General features: G+C 37.1%; 25 protein-coding genes. 14 read left to right on the forward strand and 11 right to left on the reverse strand.

Going from position 1 to position 25442, the window contains the following annotated elements; all coding sequences use genetic code 11:
* Positions 1–3 precede the first annotated feature (3 nt).
* From AC056_RS19890 to AC056_RS12925, 4 genes are read left to right on the forward strand one after another with little or no spacing between them, the layout of a single operon-like run.
* Positions 4–1044: an RHS repeat domain-containing protein gene (locus tag AC056_RS19890; protein ID WP_416224618.1), complete on the forward strand. Its 1041-nt coding sequence runs from the start codon at positions 4–6 to the stop codon at positions 1042–1044.
* 2 nt (positions 1045–1046) lie between these two features.
* Complete coding sequence (locus tag AC056_RS12915) at positions 1047–1454, forward strand: hypothetical protein (RefSeq protein ID WP_077163834.1); 408 nt, start codon at positions 1047–1049, stop codon at positions 1452–1454.
* Positions 1455–1510: 56 nt separating this feature from the next.
* Positions 1511–1837: a hypothetical protein gene (locus tag AC056_RS12920; protein WP_077163835.1), complete on the forward strand. Its 327-nt coding sequence runs from the start codon at positions 1511–1513 to the stop codon at positions 1835–1837.
* Between the two features lie 28 nt (positions 1838–1865).
* On the forward strand, positions 1866–2192 hold the full coding sequence (locus AC056_RS12925; protein WP_077163836.1) for a hypothetical protein: 327 nt from the start codon (positions 1866–1868) through the stop codon (positions 2190–2192).
* 174 nt (positions 2193–2366) lie between these two features.
* Here AC056_RS12925 and AC056_RS12930 read toward each other — a convergent pair whose 3' ends face one another.
* Entirely contained in the window at positions 2367–2696 is a 330-nt protein-coding gene (locus AC056_RS12930) for a darcynin family protein (RefSeq protein ID WP_077163837.1), read from the reverse strand.
* Positions 2697–2817: 121 nt separating this feature from the next.
* On the opposite strand from AC056_RS12930, the gene AC056_RS12935 reads away from it, so the two are divergent.
* Positions 2818–3417, forward strand: coding sequence for a TetR/AcrR family transcriptional regulator (locus AC056_RS12935; RefSeq protein ID WP_077163838.1), 600 nt, complete (start codon positions 2818–2820; stop codon positions 3415–3417).
* Positions 3418–3527: 110 nt separating this feature from the next.
* Positions 3528–3797, forward strand: coding sequence for a hypothetical protein (locus AC056_RS19895; RefSeq protein ID WP_077163839.1), 270 nt, complete (start codon positions 3528–3530; stop codon positions 3795–3797).
* A 99-nt stretch (positions 3798–3896) separates the two neighbouring features.
* On the opposite strand, the gene AC056_RS12945 is transcribed toward AC056_RS19895, so the two are convergent.
* A complete protein-coding gene (locus tag AC056_RS12945) occupies positions 3897–6086 on the reverse strand; it encodes a TonB-dependent receptor (RefSeq protein WP_077163840.1) in 2190 nt (729 codons plus the stop codon).
* Between the two features lie 569 nt (positions 6087–6655).
* Here AC056_RS12945 and AC056_RS12950 point away from each other — a divergent pair.
* Entirely contained in the window at positions 6656–7558 is a 903-nt protein-coding gene (locus AC056_RS12950; RefSeq protein ID WP_019457091.1) for an ArgP/LysG family DNA-binding transcriptional regulator, read from the forward strand.
* Positions 7551–8633 (forward strand): cell division protein ZapE, encoded by a 1083-nt coding sequence (gene zapE, locus AC056_RS12955; protein ID WP_077163841.1) that lies wholly within the window; start codon positions 7551–7553, stop codon positions 8631–8633. Before AC056_RS12950 ends, zapE begins: the two co-directional genes overlap by 8 nt.
* A 39-nt stretch (positions 8634–8672) precedes the next feature.
* Here zapE and AC056_RS12960 read toward each other — a convergent pair whose 3' ends face one another.
* The 4 genes from AC056_RS12960 to AC056_RS12975 are packed head-to-tail and all read right to left on the reverse strand — an operon-like array spanning position 8673 to position 13071.
* Entirely contained in the window at positions 8673–9200 is a 528-nt protein-coding gene (locus tag AC056_RS12960; protein ID WP_068936176.1) for a cupin domain-containing protein, read from the reverse strand.
* Between the two features lie 20 nt (positions 9201–9220).
* Positions 9221–10933 carry an FAD/NAD(P)-binding protein gene (locus AC056_RS12965; RefSeq protein ID WP_077163842.1) on the reverse strand — a complete coding sequence of 571 codons (1713 nt, stop codon included), beginning with the start codon at positions 10931–10933 and terminating at the stop codon, positions 9221–9223.
* 49 nt (positions 10934–10982) lie between these two features.
* Positions 10983–12263, reverse strand: coding sequence for a pyridoxal phosphate-dependent aminotransferase (locus AC056_RS12970; protein ID WP_039253896.1), 1281 nt, complete (start codon positions 12261–12263; stop codon positions 10983–10985).
* A gap of 25 nt (positions 12264–12288) precedes the next feature.
* Complete coding sequence (locus AC056_RS12975; protein ID WP_004703554.1) at positions 12289–13071, reverse strand: iron-containing redox enzyme family protein; 783 nt, start codon at positions 13069–13071, stop codon at positions 12289–12291.
* 180 nt (positions 13072–13251) lie between these two features.
* Here AC056_RS12975 and AC056_RS12980 point away from each other — a divergent pair, with 180 nt between their 5' ends.
* Positions 13252–14010 carry a sulfite exporter TauE/SafE family protein gene (locus AC056_RS12980; protein WP_004703552.1) on the forward strand — a complete coding sequence of 253 codons (759 nt, stop codon included), beginning with the start codon at positions 13252–13254 and terminating at the stop codon, positions 14008–14010.
* 425 nt (positions 14011–14435) lie between these two features.
* On the opposite strand, the gene AC056_RS12985 is transcribed toward AC056_RS12980, so the two are convergent.
* The 3 genes from AC056_RS12985 to AC056_RS12995 form a co-directional block, all read right to left on the reverse strand.
* Positions 14436–15719: a ribonucleotide-diphosphate reductase subunit beta gene (locus AC056_RS12985; RefSeq protein ID WP_077163843.1), complete on the reverse strand. Its 1284-nt coding sequence runs from the start codon at positions 15717–15719 to the stop codon at positions 14436–14438.
* A gap of 138 nt (positions 15720–15857) precedes the next feature.
* On the reverse strand, positions 15858–15992 hold the full coding sequence (locus AC056_RS12990) for a hypothetical protein (protein ID WP_002120013.1): 135 nt from the start codon (positions 15990–15992) through the stop codon (positions 15858–15860).
* A gap of 56 nt (positions 15993–16048) precedes the next feature.
* A complete protein-coding gene (locus AC056_RS12995; protein ID WP_077163844.1) occupies positions 16049–18883 on the reverse strand; it encodes a ribonucleoside-diphosphate reductase subunit alpha in 2835 nt (944 codons plus the stop codon).
* A 329-nt stretch (positions 18884–19212) separates the two neighbouring features.
* Here AC056_RS12995 and AC056_RS13000 point away from each other — a divergent pair, with 329 nt between their 5' ends.
* The 3 genes from AC056_RS13000 to bfmS are packed head-to-tail and all read left to right on the forward strand — an operon-like array spanning position 19213 to position 21814.
* Positions 19213–19419 carry a hypothetical protein gene (locus AC056_RS13000; RefSeq protein WP_019457085.1) on the forward strand — a complete coding sequence of 69 codons (207 nt, stop codon included), beginning with the start codon at positions 19213–19215 and terminating at the stop codon, positions 19417–19419.
* A complete protein-coding gene (gene bfmR, locus AC056_RS13005) occupies positions 19416–20132 on the forward strand; it encodes a response regulator transcription factor BfmR (protein WP_000076440.1) in 717 nt (238 codons plus the stop codon). The genes AC056_RS13000 and bfmR overlap by 4 nt, the downstream gene beginning before the upstream one ends.
* 32 nt (positions 20133–20164) lie before the next feature.
* Positions 20165–21814: a sensor histidine kinase BfmS gene (bfmS, locus tag AC056_RS13010; RefSeq protein WP_019457084.1), complete on the forward strand. Its 1650-nt coding sequence runs from the start codon at positions 20165–20167 to the stop codon at positions 21812–21814.
* 22 nt (positions 21815–21836) lie between these two features.
* Here bfmS and AC056_RS13015 read toward each other — a convergent pair whose 3' ends face one another.
* The gene (locus AC056_RS13015; protein ID WP_077163845.1) at positions 21837–22190 is read right to left on the reverse strand and encodes a hypothetical protein; all 354 of its coding nucleotides are present in this window, start codon (positions 22188–22190) and stop codon (positions 21837–21839) included.
* 93 nt (positions 22191–22283) lie between these two features.
* The gene (locus AC056_RS13020; RefSeq protein ID WP_139344659.1) at positions 22284–23705 is read right to left on the reverse strand and encodes a sensor domain-containing diguanylate cyclase; all 1422 of its coding nucleotides are present in this window, start codon (positions 23703–23705) and stop codon (positions 22284–22286) included.
* A 425-nt stretch (positions 23706–24130) separates the two neighbouring features.
* Between AC056_RS13020 and ndhC the strand changes: the two genes are divergently transcribed.
* Together ndhC and AC056_RS13030 are read left to right on the forward strand one after the other, a co-directional pair.
* On the forward strand, positions 24131–24682 hold the full coding sequence (gene ndhC / locus AC056_RS13025) for an NADH-quinone oxidoreductase subunit A (RefSeq protein ID WP_004703510.1): 552 nt from the start codon (positions 24131–24133) through the stop codon (positions 24680–24682).
* Positions 24683–24688: 6 nt separating this feature from the next.
* Positions 24689–25366, forward strand: coding sequence for a NuoB/complex I 20 kDa subunit family protein (locus AC056_RS13030; protein ID WP_002050353.1), 678 nt, complete (start codon positions 24689–24691; stop codon positions 25364–25366).
* Positions 25367–25442 lie beyond the last annotated feature (76 nt).

Below are 25442 nucleotides of genomic sequence, written 5' to 3' on the forward strand. Positions count from 1 at the left end.
GCCATGAAAACAATAATGACAAGTGAAATGAAAAATAACGATATGTACTCAAAGAAAATATGGTCATCTGCTGTTCAGCTGGTGCTGTTAAGCTTAATTTTACTTCTTAGTCAGCTCACGCTGGCTAAGGATAGGATTCAATACCATATACAGAACTTTGATGGATCAACCTTAAAGGTAATAAATGAACAAGGTATTGTTAGTCAATCATACCAATATGCACCCTTTGGCCAACAGTTACAGCTAAAGAAACCGAATAACCTAAAAAATCCACAAGCATTTGTAGGGGGAGTACAAGATGCAAATGATCTGGTTTACTTAAAACAAAGGCACTATAACCCAATATTAGGAAGATTTTATCAGCCCGATCCTGTAACGTTTATCAGTGGTGGGCATGGACAAACCAACCGTTATCAGTATGGGTGGAATGATAGTTATACTTTCAGTGATTCGTCAGGTGCTACAGTTACAGAAGCCTTTGGAGGGTTACTAGCAGAAACATGGTATGCTGCAACAGGACAGCCTTATGATTATTCAAATCTAAAAGGTGCATTATTTAATGGCTATAATGGAACAGGTTGGGAATTTACAACTTCATTCCTTTCAGATTGTTTAAATTTCTGTACATTGGGTGCTGGTGGTGCGGCATTTAATGGGATTAAATTAGGGATAAATGAAGCTAAAATATTTGCTGCTTCATCTAAATTTACTTTACCTGCGGTAGAGTTATCTAACAAGTCTGCGTATACATATGCATTAGTAGCTGAACGGAGTGGTTTTTATCCGGTGATGAAATGGGGTTTTAAAGAACCACAAGCAGGAGTTTGGTTGGATGCTGGAGAATTATGGAAAATAGGTGAAACAGTAAACCTATCTAAGAGATATTCAGCATCTTATTTAGTAAACACTGGAAAGGGATTAGAGATGAAAGTTATTACTAAAGAGTTTTCTTCTGCTGATGCTAAAAGGTTGCAAAATCAATGGATTAATAATTACAGAGAAGTATTTGGAAAACTACCACCTGGTAATAAGGGCGTAAAATAAAAATGTTTAAATTTCATTTAATAACAGATACAGATTCATATTCTGGTGTTTTAGAAGCTAAACAACAAATTACTTCTAATAAGTTTTATAAATTAATGGAGTCTGAATTTTATGGTAGTAGTGTTAGTGGTATTGTAATTGTTTTGATGTGCCGTGAGCCAGATATTATTTTTAAACAACGATTACGGTTCTCTAAAAAAGAACAGGTTTTATATATGGATATAATGCTGGATTATCATGAGTTTGTCGCAATGACGCACGAACAACGTGTTACAGCATTGTGTGAAAAATTATTGCAAGAAATGCCACCCATTGTTAAAAAGTATAAGTTTGATGATTTTGATTTAGATAAATTGGTGAGTAATCTTACGACTTGGTTTGTTGAACATGGGTTTATAAGAGCGATTTAAAAGTAATTATGTAAACTAATATGACTATATAATTTTCTAATAAGTGAGTTTTAGTTTTGAAAAAGATATTAATATTATTTATTTTAAATCTATTAATTTGTAGCTCAGTTTCTGCAAATAGTGGTTTTTATAATACAAAAATATCTGCAATTACTGTTCATGATAATTGGAATGTTTTAATTATAGAATTAAAAAGTCCGGTAGCAACAGGCGAAAATTGTGGAATCTCGAATGCAGTTATTTTGCGTAAAGATCACTATATGTTTAAAGAAATGTATGCTGCACTTTTATCCGCATTTCATGCGCAAACAGTGATCAGTGGTTGGGCTAATGGTTGTTTTGGGCAATATCCTGTTATAACTAGGCTAGACTTAAGAAAATGATATGAGTTGATATAAATGGAAATAGCTTATGAATAAAATAATTTTTACTCTATTTTTGAGCCTAATATTTTGCAACTCTGTATTTGCAAATAGCCCTTTCCCACAAACTAAGGTTGGAAAATTAGTTGTTCATGACAGTGGCTCATATGTAATTGTTGTGCTTAAAAGTCCAGTAGCAACTGGTGAGGGGTGTGCATCTTCAAATGAAATAAAACTAAATGCAAACCATCCGCTATTTAAAATTATGTATGCAACGCTTTTATCAGCACTCCATAGTCAAACACTTATAGAGGGATGGGTGAATGGTTGCGATGGTAGAGAACCAATCTTAACTCGTTTAGATATATCCAAATAACAGATCAATAAAATTTGTTTAAAAATATCTTTAGGCATAAAATTTAGTTTCAGCTATCTCAAGCTAAAACCACTTAAAATAATTTTCGGTTAGTTATTTCTTTTGATTTAAAGAGTTTGGTGATTACGACCAGAATAGCTACTGGTCGTGTAACTTAGAGATCATTTATGACTTCTATAAAGAATTTTCATACTCCACATACCCATCTTCAATAGCAGGAATAATCTCTACAAACTCAAAGTAGGGCACCGTACACAACTCAGAGTCTCGAATCGCATCAATCACAAAATAATAATCTTGCAGAGATGTGGCCTCAAACACAGCAATATCACTCGCTTTAGTGCTAAAAGCTTCAACGTCATACCAGCGAACTTTTACAGTCGGGTACTTCTCAAAAATAGGTTCGAGCTTCTGTGCACTAAACTCAGCCCGCTTTTCACGAGCCAAAGCCAACCAAGCAGGCAAAGCTCTTAAATGAATAAAAAAAGTATAGGTTCTAGACATAACCACTCCATGACTGAGGCGAGTTGTAGTTCAACTGAAAAGACAGCATTTGCTTGTCATATCAATATGACTCAGTCAGTATATGAGTGATTGCTCACATTAAATACTCGCATTTCGGCCCATGTCAGAAACACTCCCAGACCCACGCAAACGCCCGCGTCAAACACGCTCAGTGGCTACCTTTGAAGCCATTTTAGAGGCGGCTGCTCGCATTTTAGAGTCTTTAGGCTTTGCTGGATTTAACACAAATGCCGTGGCTGAACTTGCTGGCGTAAGCATTGGTAGCCTATATCAATACTTTCCATCTAAAGATGCTTTAATCGTCGAGTTAATTCGGCGTGAGCGTTCCAAGCTTTCAAATCATATTGTTGAGGCTATACAGCAACATGAAGCCGCAGATTTAAAAGAAAAATTAAAACTCGTGATACATGCCGCTGTGCAACATCAATTGAGCCGTCCGCAGTTAGCACGAACTCTAGAGTTTGCTTCTGAACTTATTGGAAAAGACACCGAGGAAAGTGAACTTCAACACGAACTTGAAGCCATAATTTCTGATCTGTTTATACGCTCTGGCATTTCACATGCGCAGACAGCCGCACAAGATGTGATTGCGTTAAGTAAAGGAATGATTAACGTGGCAGGCATAGCAGGGGAAAGTGATTTAAATCATTTACAACAGCGAGTTGAAAAGGCTGTATTTGGTTATTTAGATTTGAGCTAGCGTATATAAGCTAATGTTACAGAAGAATTTTAGACATTCTTTATCTCTGCGTAATGTTTTTTAACTATGCTATATTTTTGATGCACTTAGAATAATTTAGGAGAAAAAATATGTTTGAAAAAAACTTCTATGGTATTTTTGCTTATGTAGTTATTTCACTAATAAACTCAATTTTTTTTCTCTTAATAGAAGATTTTTTTGATAATATTTTGGAGTTATATAAAATAAACAGTGGTTTAAATAAGTTTCTTATATACATGGTAAGTAATTTTTTAACAAATTTTTGGTTTCAAGATCTATTTAAAGAAAGAATTAGAGAAGCCTGTTTAATAAATTTTCTAACATATAAATTGAATTTTGAAATTTATAGATTTAAGTGATTTCTCTTTAAAATATTTTATAAAAAATAAAAAAGCCCAAGTACTATGAGTTGGGCTTTTTAAAAATAAGACTATGATTTATATCAGATAAAATTAAATTTAATAATCTATAGTATAACTGAGCACAAAAGTACGACCTTCGGCTGGGATTGCTAACAATGAGTTAGCATTGGTTACTGCTGCTTGTTGAGCAAATACAGTTTTATATTGATTTCCCCATAGATTATAGACACCAAAGTCCACACGACCTTTCGCCACAGGGAAATGTGCTAATACATCCATGGTTGTATAACCTTTAATCTCTGCTGCGCTATTACTATCATTCAGTCCAGCTGATTTTAACTCTAGATCGTCTTTATAAGCTTTATCAGTTCCTTTGATTGCAAGCATTTGAGCACGTACACCATAGCCTTCCGTATTATTCCATTCAGCAAACAACGTACCTTTCATTGGTGAAACTGCAAAAGCATTTAACTCATGCCAATTATTGGCCTCATCCTTGTACTGACCTCTTGTATAACCTAAAGTCCCACCTACCTTATAATTTTCCATGAATGGGTAACTTACTGTTGCTTCAGCCCCATAAACTCGCTGGTCGGTATCAACAACATTTACAGAGCGATCCGAGTTAAATTGAACGACTTTATCAGAAGTATTATAAAAACCTGTTAGGCCCAAATTTAAACCTTTATCTTGGTTCAAGCGCCAGCCTAGTTCATAGCTATTCACTGTGATCGGAGCAATACCAGACGTAGTTAAGGTATATGCTGCAACATCACGTAATACACGTTGCACATCTGGATAACTGTAGCCTTGTGAAAAGTTAGCATAGACTTGCTGAGCATCATTGAGTTTATAGACAGCACCTAGGTTAAACAGGAATTTATCTGAATCTGTAGAGTCTGCAGCCATTAATGTATATGGCTTGCGTGCAGTTAAATAGCTGTCTGTGTCAGCTTGAACATATTGGTAACGCACTCCAGCTTGAATATTAAGCTGATCTGTTACTGCATAGTCCCCTTGTATAAAGGTACCAATATTCTGAATTTCAGTATCTGGTCCTGAACCTTGTTTTTCTCCAGTTGGGGTATAAACTAAACCATTATTGCTTGGCATGTAGTAGTCCGCCCACTGATGATCTTTTTCCCAGTCATAGTCTAAGCCATAAGTTAGTTTTAAATCACGGTCAGCAACCACAAGATCAGACTGTAAAGTTGAACGAATACCTGCATAATCCACATTTGATTGACTTTGCTTTACACTAACACCGTCAGCTGAATAACCATAAGGTACAAAGCGTGACTTCTCCTTTCGATAGTAAGCTTCCACATTCAGAACTTGACCTAAGAAATCCTGATTTTGGTACTGTGTATTAAAAGCATAACGTTCAGTAAACGGCTGATTATCTAAGCTCCAACCTTTGACAGCTTTGTAAGAGGGATCTGTTTTTGTGAGTAAATAAGAATAATCAGGCCCATATTCTGTATCTTGCTCATCTTTATAGTACTGAGCACCAAAACTAAGAGTCTGATTATCTGTTAAATTAAAGTTTACACGACCATTCACATCAATGGTGTCAGTATCCATAGTGCTACCCTGCCAAGGGCTTAATGAAATACGATCCCCATTACCATCAAATTGAGAGCCTCGATTGGTATAGTCTATGCCAAGAAAACCGTCGACTTTATCATTTGCAAATGAAGCCGTTTGGCCAACTTGATAAGCTAGGCTGTCACCGCGGAAATTATCGGCCGATGTCACACCTAATTTTGTTTGAAAGCTAACAGGCTTAGACTTGTCAGCACGTTTGGTAATAATATTAATAATTCCGCCAGTCGCACCTGAACCATAGATACTGGTCGCACCTGAAACTACCTCAATATGATCAATCATATTTGGGCTAATACTATTCAACTGACGTGCTACATCACGTGAACCCGTTTGTGATACGCCATCAATCATCACCAGTACATTACGTCCACGCATAGTTTGACCATAATTACTACTCGTTCCACTGCTTGGTGCTAAAGATGGAACTAGTTGTGCCAAAACATCTGCAACTTTACGACTTGGACCAGCCTGTTGCGCAATTTCATCAGCAGAAATGGTTTGGACTGTTCCTGCAATTTCAGCAATGCTTTTGGGTGTACGTGTCGCTGTTATCACAATTGTCGGAAGTTTAGCTTCAGCATTTTGTGATTCGGTAGTTGTTTTAATTGAACCATCGGCATAGAGATGGGTACAAATTGCTGTTGTAAGTAAGCAAAGACTGAAGGGTAACAAGCGCATTTTTACTCCCAATTAGTAAACGTTAATATTAATGCAAATAGTAGTTATTATCATTATGAATGTAAAATCTTTATTGGTTATTTAATATAATGGGTGTTATCTGAAACTATATTTAAAAAGATTTTAAAAATCAAAAGATTAAGAGTTTTTATTTACTAAAAAATTCCGTTTTTGACACAAGTTAGATTTTTTATGAGCAGATTTGATAGTTCTCGGACAAGCCGTTTTAGTTGGCTCAGTTTTGTACTCTGGAAAAGATTGATTATATTTAAGAAATCATGAGATTTTGAGTAATAAAAAATCCGAAATAGAATCGGATTTTTTATAGCTTTAAGTTGCTTTAAAATTAATGTACCACCAGTTTGGGAGTTAGATACTGCATTTTAATTAATATTGAATTTAATTAGGATTTTATTAGTTTTACTAATTAATTGCATGTGTGTTACTCATTTAATTAAAATAAATAATGATTATTTAGCAGAAGTAATACAATTGTAGTATTTCGTATTGCCATACCCATTACTATGATTAAGAAATATAACTTTAATTAATATAGATAACATTTAAAAATGCTAGACAAAACTAAATGCGATGCCTTTTCGGCCGTTGTTGAAACAGGAAGTTTCGAAAAAGCTGGTAAAAAATTATGTGTATCTCAGTCAGCGATTTCTCAAAGAGTTCGATTACTAGAGGAGAGATTAGGAAATGTATTATTAGTGAGAGAAAGACCATGTAAACCAACACCATTTGGAGCTGAGTTATTTGCTTATCTTCAGCGAGTGTCTTTATTAGAGAATGTTTTTTTAAAATCGGTCATCGATAATAATAAATTTAAGCCGTTACCCATTGCTGCGAGTATCGGTACATTTGAGTCATTGCTTTTCCCAATATTGGCCAAATACTGTCTTTCTGAGGCTATTACAATAGATGTAAAGATTGATACACTTTGTAATACCATCGAACTCTTAAAAAGAGGAGAGGTTCAGGCCTGCATTACTTCGGAGTCTGAGATAATTAGAGGGTGTACAAGTGTATATTTAGGTAATATGGTTTATTGCCTAGTTGCCTCAGAAAATTTTATTAATAAATGGTTTAAAAATGGAATTAATAGAGAGAGTCTGCGTTTAGCTCCTTTAGTTTTATTTAATGAAAATGAAAGAATATATTTCGATTTTTTAGAATCTAACTTCGGACTCAAAAAATCAATGATTCCTTTTCATATTATTCCTTCAACTGACTCTTATATTTCTGGGCTTGCTTGTGATATGGGCTATGGAATAATGCCTATATGCAAGATAAATCAGGATTTATCGAATCAGGGCATAAAGGAAATTTCAAAAGAATATAGGATTAAGATTCCATTATACTGGCATCAGCTTTCTTATCTTTCTCCAGCAGTTTCAATAATGAATGATATTATTATTAAGCACTCAACAACAATCTTGGCTACCGTAGGGAATGAAGATGCTTAAGCATGAGGGTCAAAGTCCACTCGAGATATACAACTCTATGATTGATAATGGCGTTGTTCTTGCAGATCCGTCTCAGCGACAAGCTATTGAAACATTAAATGAGATTTGGAATAAAATTGAAAACCAGTCTAGTCATTTCTTTAGTCCCCAGATTAAAGGTCTGTACATGTGGGGAAGTGTAGGAACAGGCAAGACATGGATTATGGATTTATTCTATAACTCTCTTAATTTTAAAAAGAAAATGAGAGTGCATTTTCATCATTTCCTAAAAGATGTTCACAAGCAACTTATTGCCTATCGGGGAAACAAAGATCCTTTAAAGCTGATTGCTAATGACATAGCAAGCAACTATAAGCTCATTTGCTTTGATGAGTTTTTTGTATCAAATGTTGCCGACGCAATGATACTTTCAAATCTATTTAATCTGCTATTTTCAAAGAAAGTGATATTGGTTGCTACCTCGAATATTGATCCGGAAGATCTTTATAAAGATGGTTTAAATCGCGATAGATTTTTAGAGACCATAGATCATATCAATAAGAATTGCACAGTCTTGAAAATCGGTAATCAACTCGATTACAGAACCATCAAAGAAAGCAACGCCAATGACCATTTCTATAGATTTCCATTAAATCAAGAATCAGAACAATGGCTTCATTCGGTTTACCAGCAGCTTACAAATAACCAGAAAGAACTCAAGACGAGCATCATGATCAACCATAGATCAGTCGAGGTTAAATCTTGCTATAAGAATGTGATCTGGTTTGACTTTGAAAACCTTTGCCGAGAAGCCAGAAGCCCAGCTGATTACATTGAGATAGCAACGCAATATGACTATGTGCTCATCAGTGGAATTGGTGATCTAACAGATAGAATTTATGATACCGTGAGACGTTTTATTTATTTGATTGATGAACTTTATGATCAAAAAATCAAACTATACTTTGCTGCTTCACAACCATTAAATCAATTATATAAAGGCGAGAGGCTTAAATTTGAATTTCAAAGAACGTATTCACGATTACAGGAAATGCAAAGCATAAGTTATAACAAGGAACTTCAAGAGCCTGCTTGAATATATAACGATGCTTTGCATGACTAACACGCAGGTGGATTAAGCAAAAAAGTACGATTTTTCTGGAAATTTTGACTTATATCCATTCTGCAAAAATACTTCTAGTGCTTGAATAATGTCTGCTTGTTCCTCGGTACTAATTTCCTTTTTTCTATTGTTTTTAAAGTCTTCAATAATATATTGAATGTCAGCGTTATAGTCTTTAATAAAAATATCTGAACTCAGTCGAGTTTTAGGTTCAATATTGGCAAGTAGTGGTTCTATTTCTTCAATATTTTTAAAAAATTCAATACTAAATTCTCCAATTTGAAGAATGATATAACGGCTTTCAACCTCAATATCTTTATTTGCAAATCTGTGTCTAACATTGGGGGGAATTTGAAAAAAGTCACCCTGATTAACAATATATTTCTGCTTCAAATCTGGTAACTCAACCTGAATAGCGCCTTTTGAGCAGTACACAAGATCTGGGATATGAGTATGCTTATGAAACGGAAACAGGCTATCTTTTAAATTACACAGCACTATCCTAATATCGCGGTCATAACAAAACTGATGCATTTCCATTGATCATTTTCCTCGTCCGATTAACTAATTTTATAAAGTTGTTCTGGCGTAAATATGGGTTCACTGAGATGCTTTTGAAACAATTCAACCCAATCAGTCGAGACAGAATCAGCAGCATCAACAATCGCTTTGGAAAAGTTACGTTCATTCTGCCAGTAGCGGGTAAGCACACCAAAAGAGTAAAAATACTCCGAGGGCTTTATAGTCCCTCTACGGTTTTCCATCAGTTTGTAGGTCTCGAAACCATCCAGCATTAAACCTCCAGTGTTATATTCATCCTCCATATTCGGGACAATATTCTTTTGCTCTAACAATGATTTAACCAATACTGAGGGATGTTTATAGATATCAAAGTCTTGACTAATCGTATTCACCACAAGATCAAAATCAAATGAATGTCCTAGATGATCAATAAGCTGTACATGGCTATCCATTATTTTTAGAGGTTTACTGTTATAGCCAAGTTTGAGTGATTGAAGTAGGCCGGCTTCAAATAGGCATTTCAGCTTTTGTGCATTTTCCAGTGGAATTGGTACGGCAAGACGAATGAATAAGTGATCAAATTCTTGGTCGTAGCGTTTTTTATCATGACTGCTTAAATAGCGATAAAACTTCATTCTTCGTACTTTAAGAATGATCATATTAATTAAGTCATTAAGCTCTTGGTGCTCCAGATCGTATTTCAACTTTTCATAAGCATTGGCAAATTTCAAGTTGCACAAATCATTGAATGACACTTCACCATTAGTTGCATTTTTAAGCTCAAGGTCAAGCAGATGCAGAATATCATCTAGTGATAAAACCTGATTTAAGTGCTGCTGCAACTCAGGGAACGATTCATGAGTGAAATACTTAAAGTCATAGTTAGGTTTATTGCCTCGTACCGCTGGAAAGTATCCTGAACGACTGACAACATAGGCTTTGAAGTTTTTATCTGTCACGGCCTTCTGATAGCTTGAGAAGGCTCCATTTTCATTTACAAACGATCCTTCGCTAAATAGAGTGATGACCGTATCAACACCACTAGGGCCCATACCGCGAACAAGAACATTTGGCTTATGATCTTGTCTCATAATGTCATTAAGTCTGATTAAGACTTTTTGAAAAGGATATGGTTTTACGAATAAACTGTGTTCGGAGTCTAAACGACTTGCAGTCCAGTGTCCGATAGTCAGCAACAGCTTAGAAAACCCTTTTAATTCAATTGTTCGATTTAAGTTTTGATTCTTGATAACTAAATTATAACCGCCTTTAGCCTCGTAGCCATCGATAGCTTCATAGCCATTGTAAACTTCAACTTTTATACGATTTAATTTGGCTAATTCTAGGTATTTTTTGAATCTATCATTGAGATAGATACCAAACAAAGCTCTAGGATAAAAGGCATTAGGATCGGGGAATACTTGCGATTCACCAGCCAAAGATTTCTTATAAACTAGGTGGGGGTAATGAGTCATCAGATGGTTTTTATTTTCTGCCATCCAATCCACAAAGTCGTTATCCCAAAGCGACATTGAATGGGCTGGGTTATTACACAAATGGCCAGCCAATAATTCGTCTTTGTCGTATGGATTCCCATGTCCCATAGATTCACGCATTTCAACAAGAGTAATAGAGCATGACTTATGATCAATCTCTTGATTTAGTAATTTTTTTACAAAGCTGATGAAGGTACACGTACCTGAGAATCCCATTCCAATGATACAGAACTTTTTCAAAGTAATATCGTCCATAAAAATGTAAATTCAGGAAGTTAAAAATTAACTTCCTGAATAATATGAGTTAGTTCAATTTCTGAAGGGCTTCTTTAATACGTGCTGCGGCTGCTTTTAGAGTCACTGGATCACGTCCGCAATTCATGCGTATGTAATGTCGGAGGCTATCGATGTTTTCACCAAAATGCATGCCTCCAATAGAAGCAACTTTTGCTGTTTCCAAAAGATATTGATCGGCTGAATCAAATCCTAGCTTTTGGATTTTGTCGCCATACTTTGACAAGTCTAAGAATAAGAAAAATCCACCTTCAGGCTCAGTCACTTCTAAACCAGTGCAGCTTTTCAAGTCTTCAATGAAGGTCTGCATGTTCTGTCTGGCAACTACCGCACGTTTCTTTGCAACGTCATCCATGTATTCTTGCATTGCTTCATGTGTCGCAATTTGGGCATAAGTCGAAGCAAATGAGTTTAAATTCACCTGTACCTTTTCCATAACTTTAATCAGTTTGTCCGAAGCACAAATATATCCAGATCGGTCGCCGTGCATTCCATAGGTTTTACCGGGACCAGTAATATAAATGGTGTAGTCCCACATAGAGTGTGTTTGGTCTTTAAACTGCTGCGTAATATTTGAAATGTTTGCAGGTTTAGTATTCAAAATATGTGATTCATATGGACAATCAAAAAGCACATAGATTGGGCTTAGACCTTTTGACAAACGTTCTGCATTGGCAGTCAAAATTACTTTTGAAATCGACTCTAATTCATCACGAGTATAAATTTTGCCAGAAGGGTTTAGGCAGTCACCAAGAATGATAATTTTGGTCTTATCTGTAATGGTTTTTTCTAACTCAACTACATCAATCGCTTGGTTATAAAAGTCTTTGACATAGATTGGTTTAGCTTTACCTAAGTGCAATTCAATCATGTCTGCGTAATGAGGCCAATTTGGTACTGGGTAAATCACTTCATCGTCTGGATTTATAAGAGTATGAAATACCACGGTGATAGCACCTTTAATACCACCAGGAGTGACCATGATTTCAGTATCTGGATTGAAACTGATATCACGTAAACGCTTCACACGTTCAGCAATAGACTTTCGTAAGAAAGGGAAGCCTTTAACTGGGGCAAACTCATGGATAATTGCAGCATTATTTGAAATATAACTCTTAACTGCATCATCAATACCGCTATTGGTTTTTTCATCCAAAGTACCAATACTTAAATCAATAACCTGATCATCTGCGCTAGACTTTTTATTTAATTCTAAAATTTTCGCCTTAGTTCCGTGTGTAATTGATTCACGTAAATTCAAGGCTGCTTGTGAAATACCTAAGTTTTGCATTATGAAATCTCAAAATCCGTTTTAATTAAAGTGATACAGCTTGATCAAACATTGCATTCCACATCTTAAGCTGGGCTTTCAATGTTTCATTTGCACCAAACTTAATCTCATCAAGGTCTTCTTGGTTATTACAGTTGTTATGTACACACTGTTTAGCATCTTGAGCGTGACGATCTTCGACGCCATTTTCGATATGGGCGTTAAAATAGACCTCAACTTTCTTAATGAATTCACTTGGATCAAGGTTTTTGTTATTGAATCGGAACGCTTCACGGAATACGGTAAGCATCTTATCAGCATGGTTTTCTAGGGCCATGACTGCCCCCAACATGCGAGGATAACTACCCGTAATCAAACCTTGGATAGTATCTCGATACTGCAATGTCTCTGCGATGATTCGATCACTATTCTTAGCTTGTTGAACCTTCATCTCTGGAAGATTGTATTCTGCGGCGCCAAATACATTCAGCGCATTCTCCATAAAGATTTCATGGCACTTGGCTTTTTCACCCATACCAGTTTCTTCACTTAAGATGTGGGTGAATAGGACTAGAGTGTCCATATCGTTTTCAAAAGCAGATCGCGAACATACATGAGCAATCCCTTTTACGGTTAGCTCGGTACGATAGAAGAAGTTGTCACGAAATAAGATATATGATTCTGGCGTCCATGAAGTAGAAGTCAAATGCTTGAAATAATTGTTTTGGAAAATTTCATGATCATCCATTTTAGTAATGAATTCATCTAACTCAGCACTAATCGTTTCTTTACAATCAACATTTCCATTGATGATTACTTTAGAGTTCATTCTTGAATTATCCTTTTATAATGAAATTTATTTTTTACAGCGAAATTTTTATAACAAAGAAATAATCAAAAAAAATGAGTATTAAATATTTTAATGTTTGATAAAATTATCTAATATTTATGTGATAATTTATATTTTAGTGTAGTTTGGCTTGGTTAAAAATCAAAAATGGAATTTTAAATGTATCTTTTAGAAGATTTTTCAGTACTGCAACTTTCAATAATGTTAATAACAATAGTATGCTCTTATATTATTTTTGGAATGGTGGGTTTTGGAACTGCATTAATTGCGAGTCCTGTATTACTTAACTTTTTACCCCTCTCACAAATTATTCCACTGTTAGCCTTACTAGATATGTTCGCTGCCATTTCAAATGTCATTAAAGATGGTAAGAAGGCAGACTTTTCTGAATTAAAATTTCTAATACCACTTATGTTTGTCGGTAGTTTTCTTGGCTTTATACTGCTGATGAGAGTTAATGCAAGTTACGCACTGTTAGCATTTGGTATATTTACTCTTTTATATGCGATTTACTCATTAAGTGGCTTTAAGCCACAGAAAAAACTAGAGAAAAAATTTGTTTTTCCTTTTGGATTATCTGGTGGTTTCTTAGGGGCCATGTTTGGTAGCGGTGGGTTTTTATATGCAATTTACCTCAATGGACGAATCGAAACTCCAGAAAAAATCCGTGTCACTCAAACAACATTAATTGGATGCAGTACGGTTTTTCGAGTCATTCTATTTACTACAGCAGGTGTGTATTTTTCTGATAATTTATTGTCACTTGCACTTCTGTTTATCCCATCGATGTTGATAGGTGCATTCATTGGCAAGCGAATTACACTTAAATTGTCTAAGCAGCAATTCTTGAAAATTATTAATTTTATTGTACTGCTATCTGGAATATCTATTATTGTTAAATACGCTTTAACAGTATAGATCCATTATTATGGGTACCTAAACTAATTGATTTGGATATTAATAATTTTACTCTTGAATTTATTTTATTTTTTAATAATGAAGGATGAAATACATATACTGCTTTATAGAAAATATTAATCAATACATTGATGTCTGTAGTGGAATAAAATCAATTAATATCAATTTATAAAATTTAATAGAGTGATAGTGGATTCTGAAAAAAGTAACTATAGAATCAGTAAAGTTTTCATTAAACTCATTTAAAATTAATTTGAGTGAAAACGTGGTAAGGAATACATATAGAAGCTGGCAATTTAATAAGATTGCTGAAATTCTGCATATATATGATCAAGATTTAGCATCTTGAAAAAAGTTTAATAAATATAAGCCAAGAAAAAACCGCTAATAGATAGCGGTTTTTTCTTAATTAACTAAGTCGAAACTTACCAGCTTAACGCACCACCAGTTTGGTAGTCAGTTACGCGAGTTTCAAAGAAGTTCTTCTCTTTACGTAAGTCCATCATCTCAGACATCCATGCAAATGGATTCGTTACGCCAGCAAATTGCTCTGGTAAACCTAACTGAGATAAACGACGGTTACAGATGAATTTCAAGTATTCTTCCATCATGCTTGCATTCATACCCAATACACCGCGTGGCATTGTGTCACGTGCATATTCGATTTCAAGCATGGTACCTTCAAGAATCATTTGAATCACTTCTTGTTGGAACTCGGCAGTCCAAAGGTGAGGGTTCTCAATCTTGATTTGGTTAATCATGTCGATACCAAAGTTCAAGTGCATAGACTCATCACGCAAGATGTATTGGAACTGCTCAGCAACACCGTTCATCTTGTTACGACGGCCCATACTCAAAATTTGAGTAAAGCCACAGTAGAAGAAGATACCTTCAAGTACACAGTAGAATGCGATCAAGTTACGAAGTAAACGTTGGTCGTTTTCAGGAGTACCAGTGTGGAAAGTAGGGTCACTTAAAGATTGAGTGTACTTAAGACCCCAAGATGCTTTACGTGCAACAGATGGAATCTCACGGTACATGTTGAAGACTTCGCCTTCGTCCATACCTAAAGATTCGATACAGTATTGGTAAGCGTGAGTGTGAATTGCTTCTTCAAACGCTTGACGCAAGATGTACTGACGGCATTCAGGGTTAGTAATGTGACGGTAAATCGCCAATACTAGGTTGTTTGCAACCAAAGAGTCCGCAGTCGAGAAGAAACCTAAAGAACGCATAACAATAGTACGCTCATCTTCGGTTAAGCCATTTTCAGACTTCCAAAGCGCGATGTCATGGTTCATGTTAACTTCTTGTGGCATCCAGTGGTTTGCACACCCGTCTAGATACTTCTGCCAAGCCCATTCGTATTTAAATGGAACAAGCTGGTTCAAGTCAGCACGACAGTTAATCATGGCTTTATCGTCAACCTGAACGCGTTGCGCGCCCATTTCTAGCTCTTCAAGGCCAGGGGCAACGTCTAAATGTTCTAAGGCTGCAGAGGCTCTAGCCATTGTATCGGAGGCAACTGTTGGTCGCACGGAATGGGTTCCAGTGGATTGTGGAGCTGCCACGCTCGGCGATGATGGCTGCGCAGTAGATACATTCTGCGAATCTGGCGTTTTTTCCGGTTGGATGGCCGCAGACTTGTGTTCAGGTGCAGCCGGTTTTTGCGAATCATCTTCAAAATCGTCCCAACTAAGGATAGACATTTTTGTTCTCTCTTCGTTGTATATATCTATATTTGACATCTCTTAAACGAAGATGTCCCTACTATACGCTTTTAATGTGTAAACAAAATTAAGTTTTATTAATGTATGACCAAATTTTGGGCCTTTGGTCTCTACTCACTACAACTTATTTTGCTTACGCTGTTGCTTACGTATCGTAATGAATGCGTAAACCATCGGCATATAAAAGAAAATAAAGGCAAAGATTAATACTCCAACACCAAGCATATAATTATGGCTGAGATGAGAAAGCATAATCTTTACCTCTTTTAAAATTGCTCTTTAGTGAAAAAGAGCAATTTTATTGAATGTTATTGGCAAGCTTCACAATCAGGGTTGTCGATTGAACAAGCCATTGGTACAGGAGCTGCTTGGGTAAAGCCTTCTTCTTCAACCGCTGCTTCTGGTTTCTTCGCTTCTACAACAGGTGCAGCAACTGGAGCTGCTTCAACAGTCGCAGGTTTAACTGCGTTTAAAGCACCTGTGTTAATTGTAGATTTTTCAGCAGAAGTCGCACCTAAAGCTCGGAGGTAATAAGTTGTCTTAAGACCACGTAACCATGCCATCTTGTATGTGATGTCAAGTTTCTTACCGTTTGCACCAGAGATGTAAAGGTTAAGTGACTGAGCTTGATCAATCCATTTTTGACGACGTGATGCAGCATCAACGATCCAACGTGTATCTACTTCAAACGCAGTAGCAAAGATTGCTTTTAATTCTTCAGGAATACGAGCAATTTTTTGTACTGAACCTTCAAAGTGTTTAAGGTCGTTAACCATTACTGTGTCCCAAAGACCACGATCTTTTAATGCACGAACGAGGTAAGGGTTAATAACAGTGAACTCACCAGACAAGTTAGATTTCACATATAAGTTTTGGAATGTTGGCTCAATAGACTGAGAAACACCACAAATGTTCGAGATGGTTGCAGTAGGAGCAATCGCCATCACGTTTGAGTTACGCATACCGTCTTTTTGAACTTTGGCACGTAAAGTGTCCCAGTCTAAACGTTGAGTACGGTCAACTTCGAACATGCGCTCTGGACGAGATTTCGCAACAATTTCTAAAGAGTCGATTGGAAGGATACCTTGATCCCACAATGAACCTTCAAATGTTGAGTAAGAACCACGTTCAACAGCCAAGTTGCTTGAAGTTTCAATTGCGTAGTAGCTAATCACTTCCATTGATTCATCTGCAAAATCAACAGCAGCGTCTGAACCGTAAGCAATACCCATTTCGTATAGTGCATCTTGGAAGCCCATGATACCCATACCCACAGGACGGTGTTTCAAGTTAGAGTTTTTCGCTTGTGGTACAGCATAGTAGTTAATGTCGATCACGTTATCGAGCATACGTACTGCTGTTTTAATTGTGCGAGCTAACTTCTCACGGTCTAACACACCACCTTGAACGTGTTGTACAAGGTTAATCGAACCCAAGTTACATACTGCAATTTCGTCTTGATTTGTATTCAAGGTAATTTCAGTACATAGGTTAGATGAGTGAACTACACCAACGTGTTGTTGTGGTGAACGTAAGTTACATACATCTTTGAACGTGATCCAAGGGTGACCAGTTTCAAACAACATAGAAAGCATTTTGCGCCATAAATCTTTAGCACGTACTTTCTTGTGTAGCATGTTAGTTTCTTTCGCTACAGACTCATAGTAAGCATAACGCTCAGCAAATTCAGCACCAGTTAAGTCGTGCAAGTCTGGAGTTTCAGAAGGGGTAAAGAGTGTCCATTCACCATCTTCAAATACACGTTGCATAAACAAGTCTGGAACCCAGTTCGCAGTGTTCATGTCGTGTGTACGGCGACGGTCATCACCAGTGTTTTTACGAAGCTCTAAGAACTCTTCGATGTCTAAGTGCCAAGTTTCTAGGTATGCACATACAGCACCTTTACGCTTACCACCTTGGTTTACGGCAACAGCAGTATCGTTCGCAACTTTCAAGAATGGAACAACACCCTGAGACTTACCATTTGTACCTTTAATATAAGAGTTCAAGGCACGTACAGGTGTCCAGTCATTACCTAAACCGCCAGCCCATTTAGAAAGCATCGCGTTATCACGCATCGCGCCATAAATGTCATAAAGGTCATCGCCAATCGTTGTTAAGTAACAACTTGAAAGCTGTGGACGTAATGTACCTGAGTTAAACAGGGTAGGCGTAGAAGCCATATAGTCGAAGCTAGACAATAAGTTATAGAACTCGATTGCACGCTCTTCTTTATCTTGCTCATTGAGTGCAAGACCCATTGACACACGCATGAAGAATAATTGTGGTAATTCGAAGCGAACGCCGTTTGAGTGAATGAAGTAACGGTCAAATAGAGTTTGTAAACCTAAGTAGGTAAACTGATTAGAGCGTTCTGGTTGAATTGCTGCTGCTAGTTTTTCTAGGTCGAAGTCAAGCAAGTCAGGTGAAAGCAAATCAAGCTCTACACCTTTTTTCAAGAATGCTTCGAGTGCATTGTTTTCAGCAGTATCAGTTGGTAGGCCTAAGAAAGCTAAACCTGTGCCCACTAATTCATTACAGAGCAAACGTGCAGTTACGTAAGTATAGTTTGGTTCTTGTTCAATACGGGTACGTGTTGCCATCATCATGGTCGTAGCAATATCGCTTTCTTTTACGCCGTTATATAAGTTTTTAACGGTTTCATCCACGATCGCTTGAACGTCAATACCTTCCAAACCTTCAGCTGCTTTCGCTACAGTTGCTTGTAATGCACTTAAATCAAGTGGCTGAAGCTGACCGTTCGCGTCAGTAACTTGTAAAGTAGGGTGATGGTTTGAGTTTGTTTGCTGACGAGCGTTAGCGCGTTGTTCACGGTAAATCACATAAGCACGGGCAACTTTTTGTTCCCCAGTACGCATTAAAGCAAGTTCTACTTGATCTTGAATTTCTTCAATGTGGATCGTACCGCCCGATGGTAAACGGCGAGTAAATGTATTTAAAACCATTTCCGTCAACTGGGTAATACGGTCGTGAATACGGCTAGAATCCGAACTCTGTTGACCTTCCACAGCAAGAAAAGCTTTACCAATCGCAACAGAAATTTTATCTGCATCAAATGCAGCAACATCTCCAGTGCGTTTAATCACCTGAATTTGACCGGGAGTCGAAGTAATTACGCTCATGCCAGCATAGCTCCATTGTCACTTTTGTTATGTTCATAGACCGTTTGAACCGAGCAAAAAACATGCCACGATATTTGAGGGATAAACACAAGACTTAGTAGTTAAAGTTTATTTTCAACACAAGATACGGGATTTTTTAAGCTAGATCAATCTTGACTTTTTAGTAATTTTTTATCTGTATGATTTGTCGGGAGATAGCATAGCAAAGCTATTAAAAAACGCTTATAGATAACTTTGTGGATAACTCAAAAAACAAGCACTTGAATGAATTTAAATTCCGACAAGAAATAATTTGTTTAATATTCATACATAGGAAATATGAATAGATTATGACTTTTAATAACAATAAACAGATATTAAAAATACTTGGAAATTCAAAGATTAATAAAATGCAACAAAACATGGTTGTCATGTATCAGTTTGGTGAACGCCTACTTGTTTACAATGTAAACGTGTGTATATTGCAAATGATAAACGAATGTATCTGCAAGATTTTTAAGATGCATGTAATGAGATTTATAGGGGCAATGATATGAGCCAAGAAGAAAAGTTACCAAAGATTCTGATCGTTGAAGATGACGAGCGTTTAGCACGATTAACTCAAGAATACTTAATCCGCAACGGCTTGGAAGTTGGTGTGGAAACTGATGGTAACCGTGCAATTCGTCGTATTATTAGTGAACAACCAGATCTTGTGGTCTTGGATGTCATGTTGCCGGGTGCCGATGGTTTAACCGTTTGTCGTGAAGTTCGTCCACATTACCATCAACCTATTTTAATGTTGACTGCACGTACTGAAGACATGGACCAAGTACTTGGTCTGGAAATGGGTGCTGACGATTATGTCGCTAAACCAGTTCAGCCACGTGTATTGTTAGCGCGCATTCGTGCACTATTACGTCGCACAGATAAAACTGTTGAAGATGAAGTTGCACAACGTATTGAGTTTGACGACCTTGTCATCGACAATGGCGGCCGCTCTGTAACGTTAAACGGTGAACTTGTTGACTTTACAAGTGCTGAATATGACTTGTTATGGTTGCTTGCATCAAACGCTGGTCGTATCTTATCGCGCGAAGATATCTTCGAACGTTTACGTGGTATCGAATACGATGGTCAAGACCGTTCAATCGATGTACGTATTTCGCGTATTCGTCCAAAAATTGGCGATGATCCTGAAAATCCAAAACGTATTAAAACTGTACGTAGTAAAGGTTACTTGTTTGTTAAAGAAACCAATGGATTGTAAAATCTGATTAAACTTCCTATAAGGTTGGTCGAGTGTTTAAACACAGTATATTCCTGCGAATATATGCGGGGCTGGTAATTCTTGTTGTTTTGGTGGCTGTTTTTGGGTATTTACTGGTACAAATTATCAACTACCAACGCGCACAAGAATACCGAGAATCTTTAACTGATGGTATTTCTTATGTCATTAGTGAAGGGGTCGCTCGACAACCTGGGAAGCAGCAAAAGATAGATTGGATTTCTGACGCATCTGATTTGCTCGAACTTCCAATTTACTATACCGATGCAAGTAAGGTTGAACTGTCTCGAACCGAGAAAAAGCGGATCGAAGCACAAAAATCTGTAGTTCGTTACGATGCAAGCAATAGTATTGCTTATGTGATTATTGGCTTGCGTGACGACCCGCAGCATTATCTATCTATAAAAGTCGACAAAATTAGTGAACGCCAAATGAAGGCTCTTCCTATTTTTGTACTTGACTATCTCATGTTTTATCCGGGGCAGGAACAAGAGTACCTTGCCAAGATTCAAAAACATTTCTCATATCCAATCAATATTCAAAACATTCAAGATATAAATCTGGATTCTGAACAGATTGGACGTTTACGCCAAGATCAAAGCGTGATGTTGTACAAAGATAGTGCAACAGTTCGTGGTACAACTATTTCGATTGTCTCTCCAATTCCGAACCATCCTACGCAAGTTTTGGTGTTAGGCCCTGTTCCAATGTTTAACTGGATGCCTTTACAGCTTTCCGCGGGTATTACCTTATTTAGCTTGTTCTTATTAAGTTTAGGTGTTTATGGTTTGATTTTGCCGTTAGAGCGCAAAATTCGACAAGTGCGTTATGCATTAAACCGTATGAAATCGGGTGATTTGTCATTGCGTGTTCCTATTGAAGGAAGTGACGAAATGGCAAACTTGGCTTCAAGCTATAACAATATGTCTGATCATATTCAGCGTTTAATTGAAGCTCAACGTGAGTTAATGAGAGCTGTATCTCATGAACTAAGAACGCCAGTAGCACGTATACGCTTTGGTACCGAAATGTTGGCCGAAGAAGATGACTACAATCATCGTATGCATCAGGTCGACATGATTGATAAAGATATTGAAGCACTCAATACCTTGATTGATGAAATCATGACTTATGCAAAACTAGAGCAGGGCACACCTTCGTTAGATTTTGCAGAAATTGTGCTGTTTGAAGTGTTGGATCAGGTTGCTGTTGAAACTGAAGCTTTAAAAACGCAGAAAGAGATTGAACTCGTTCCACCACCTTTATATGTCAAGGTGGATGCAGAGCGTCGTTACCTTCACCGTGTTGTACAAAACTTGGTCGGAAATGCGGTTCGTTATTGTGATAACAAGGTACGTATTACTGGTGGGATTCACAGTGATGGTATGGCTTTTGTTTGTGTTGAAGATGATGGGCCGGGTATTCCTGAACAAGACCGTAAGCGTGTATTTGAAGCCTTTGCGCGTTTAGATGACAGCCGGACGCGTGCCTCTGGTGGTTACGGTTTGGGTCTTTCAATTGTAAGTCGTATTGCTTACTGGTTTGGTGGTGAAATTAAAGTTGATGAAAGCCCAAGTTTGGGTGGGGCACGTTTTATTATGACTTGGCCAGCACATCGATTTAAACAACCCCCATTAAAAGCCAATAAAAAAGCACCTGCATAAGGTGCTTTTTTTATTGGTTGATTTATAGTTGAGTCGCGTCAGGCTCCAAAATCGGTTTACCGCTTCTTAGACTGCTAAGAGCATCTGTATTAAAGTCAATTAACAGCGAATTATTTTTAGCATCAATTTGATATTTTTGAATAAGAGGTTGGTCTCCATTCAAAGTTTCAACTTTATATGAATCCGCAATATGTAAAATGCCTTCTAGGTTTGTCGTGGTTGACGCGAAATCTTGTCTAAAAATTTCATAGACATCTCTCAAGTCAAAAATGGCATTATCTGCATCTGGATGTTTTTGAATATAGCTTTCTATATGTCGCACGAGTAATTGCGCGAACAAGTAATAGTCTGGTTTATGCGTATATTCTAGATTCATACATTTTTCTCCTTATTATCTGTTATTAGCATACATGGCAAAAACAGAAGTTATTGTATAAAATTCATTACACTAGATGATGACTTTAAAATATTACAAAGAAATAAAAACTCGATTACGTCCTTGGCGTTTAGCTTGATAGAGTGCGTCATCGGCTTCTTTAAACAGGCTTTCAATAGACCGATGGTGATTTGGTGAATATAGACTTATACCAATACTGACCTGTACAAAAATAGGTAATTTCCCATAAACATAAATCGGTTGTTGGCTAATCTTGGTACGTATTCTTTCAGCGAGTTCAAAAGCGGCTTCTTTATTAGTATCAGGAATAAAAATTGCGAACTCTTCGCCACCAAAACGTCCTAATAAATCATGAGGGTGCAAAATATTTTGTATAGTGGTTACACAGGTTTGTAAGGCTCTATCTCCAATTAAGTGGCCATAACTATCATTTACTTTTTTAAAATGATCGACATCCAGCATAAAAAAAGCAGATGTTTTATTTTCTTTTTGAACTTTTTCTTGAAGTATACGAACTGATTGTAAAAATTGGCGTCGAGTTAAACTGGATGTGAGCTCATCATGGGCAATAGCATGTTGTAGTTTTTGAATTAAATCAGAATGAAGCGCACTAATACTAGAAACAGTCAGAGGTGCAAGCGTCATCATAATTAAGCCAATACGAATTGAAATGGTATTGCTCAGGTAATTCTCTGGATAAAGTAATAAATAATGACCAGAGACATGGTAAATAATATAAGCACTGGTAAATGAGGTAATTAGGGCGACTACAATAGGTTTGTAGCGTATAGCACACCAAACTAAAGCAGCGATTGGGTAGAGTAAAGAACCTGGCCCAGAGTCGTAATAACTTACTGTAATTGAAATTAATACAGCTAAAAAAGGCAATAAGTCGATAATGCTTATATGTTCCCGATGACCATTAAAGTAACGTTTTATTTGGGAGTAAGCAGGGATGTTGAGCAGTATAGGAAGTAAGAGTAGGGCATTTTGTAGTTCTGATGTCATCCAATAACCAAACTCGGCCCAAAAGCTGCCAAGCATAAATTTGGTATTAAACATAGGCACAAAAGTTGCTGCAAATAAAGCGCCAACTAAACTGCCTATGCCACATAACCCGAATAAAAAAAGGTAGGAATAACCACGATGAGCAGATCTAATGTGTTGACTTAAACATAGATACAGCAATAAAGAAGTAACAACATAAATAAAGTTAGATGTTGTTAGGATAATAGTCAGTAAAAATGGTGTGCCTTGAATAAGGTCGGCAATAACATATCCAGTATATGCGCCAAGAAAAGTACCGAGTTTACGTGTTTGAGGATAGCGAACCAGTAATCCTAATAAAACTGAATTGGCCGGCCAGAAAAAAGCCAGAAAACTAAGGGGCCGAGATGCAATTCCAATAAAGCAGCATATCGAAATAATGATCGTAAATAGAATGAAAAATTTCAGGAAGGAAGAAAATGAAAGTTCACGAAGTGAGTATGGCATCAGCTGCCCTTAATGATAAATACCCTTATCCAAGAGTAATAAATATTATGCATGATTAAACATTCATCATAATTCAGAGCAGAAGATGAATACAATAAAAAACCGCTTAATATTATAAAAAAGTAAGTTGTTTAATTTGACCAAATGAGCGATTGTTCAAATAATATTAAAAATCAAAAAATGAAAAAAATCATCACAAGCATAAAAACTATCAAATAAACCGATTATGAACGGTGAAACCCCCTCTACAAGACATAGATGAATACTTTTGATTAGAAAATCATCCAAAAGACTAAGACGCTTCAACTAGCATGCGAAATTAGAAATCAGGTACAATTGGCGGGATTAATTTTGTGTTTGGTGTATTCAAAGGCCAATACATACATTCTTTGTTAAATAATAGGCCTGCCAGGAGTTATCCCCGCATGAGTGCCATTACTCCATACGACTGGGCGATTATCGCCTTCGTGATCGGCGTTACATTTCTTTGCGTCTTTATGCTCACAGTTCCCTTACTCCTCGGGGGAAAATCGTGGGGACGTGCTAAGCAAGAGCAGTTTGAATCAGGTGTCGTGAGTGCTGGTGGCGCTCGCATTCGCCTGTCTGCAAAGTTCTATTTAGTTGCAATTTTCTTTGTTGTATTCGACTTAGAGGCACTTTACCTCTATGCATGGTCTACTTCTGTGCGTGAAGTAGGGTGGTTGGGATATACCACTGTTGTGATCTTTGTCGTTGATCTATTGATTGCGCTTGTTTATGCCTTCTCTGTAGGTGCCTTAAGTTGGTCACCAGCAGATCGTCGTAAATCAGCAGGTGAAAAGATCAAAGTTGGTTCACCAACAATGAATATTGCTGAAATTACACGCTTTAACTCTATTGAAGAGCTCGTAACTGACCCTACAGGCCAGATTCCAGCCCAATCATCAGGTCGTGTTAAGTCAAAAACTACACCTGCATTGTCATCTGAAAAGGAGTAAGTCGGGATGAAATATACTCTGACCCGCGCGAATCCGGATGCTGATCAATACCCATTGCAAGAACGTCAAATTGTGACTGATCCGCTTGAAGAGGAAGTGAATAAGAATGTATTCATGACTCGTTTAGAGGATGTCTTGCATACAGCAGTAAACTGGGGACGTAAAAACTCTTTGTGGCCATTTAACTTTGGTACCTCATGTTGTTACGTTGAATATGCAACGACTTTAACAGGCGTGCATGACTTGTCCCGTTTCGGTGCAGAGGTTATTCGTGCTTCACCTCGTCAGGCTGACTTGATGATTGTTGCAGGTACCTGCTTTGTCAAAATGGCTCCGGTTATTCAACGTTTGTACGAACAAATGTTAGAACCTAAGTGGGTTATTTCAATGGGTGCTTGTGCAAACTCTGGAGGTATGTACGACATCTATTCAGTAGTACAAGGTGTAGACAAAATTATTCCTGTTGACGTGTACGTCCCAGGTTGTCCACCTCGTCCTGAAGCATTAATTCAAGCATTAATGCTTTTGCAAGACCAGATTCAATTAGAGCGACGCCCGCTTTCTGCCGTGATTGGTGATGATCTTCAGCCAGTGTATAAGCCAAAGATGATGCCAGAACGTGATCGTAAGAATGCGCAGCGTATTGCCGTTAAAAACTTACGCTCTATGGATGAGATTAAATAATTTTTGACGGTGTTTTGACATGTCTGACCGATATGTTCATCGAGAAAATTGACAGAATTTGTATTAAATAGGAAGC

The organism is Acinetobacter genomosp. 33YU, assembly GCF_001990725.1.
Taxonomy (GTDB): Bacteria; Pseudomonadota; Gammaproteobacteria; order Pseudomonadales; family Moraxellaceae; genus Acinetobacter; species Acinetobacter seifertii.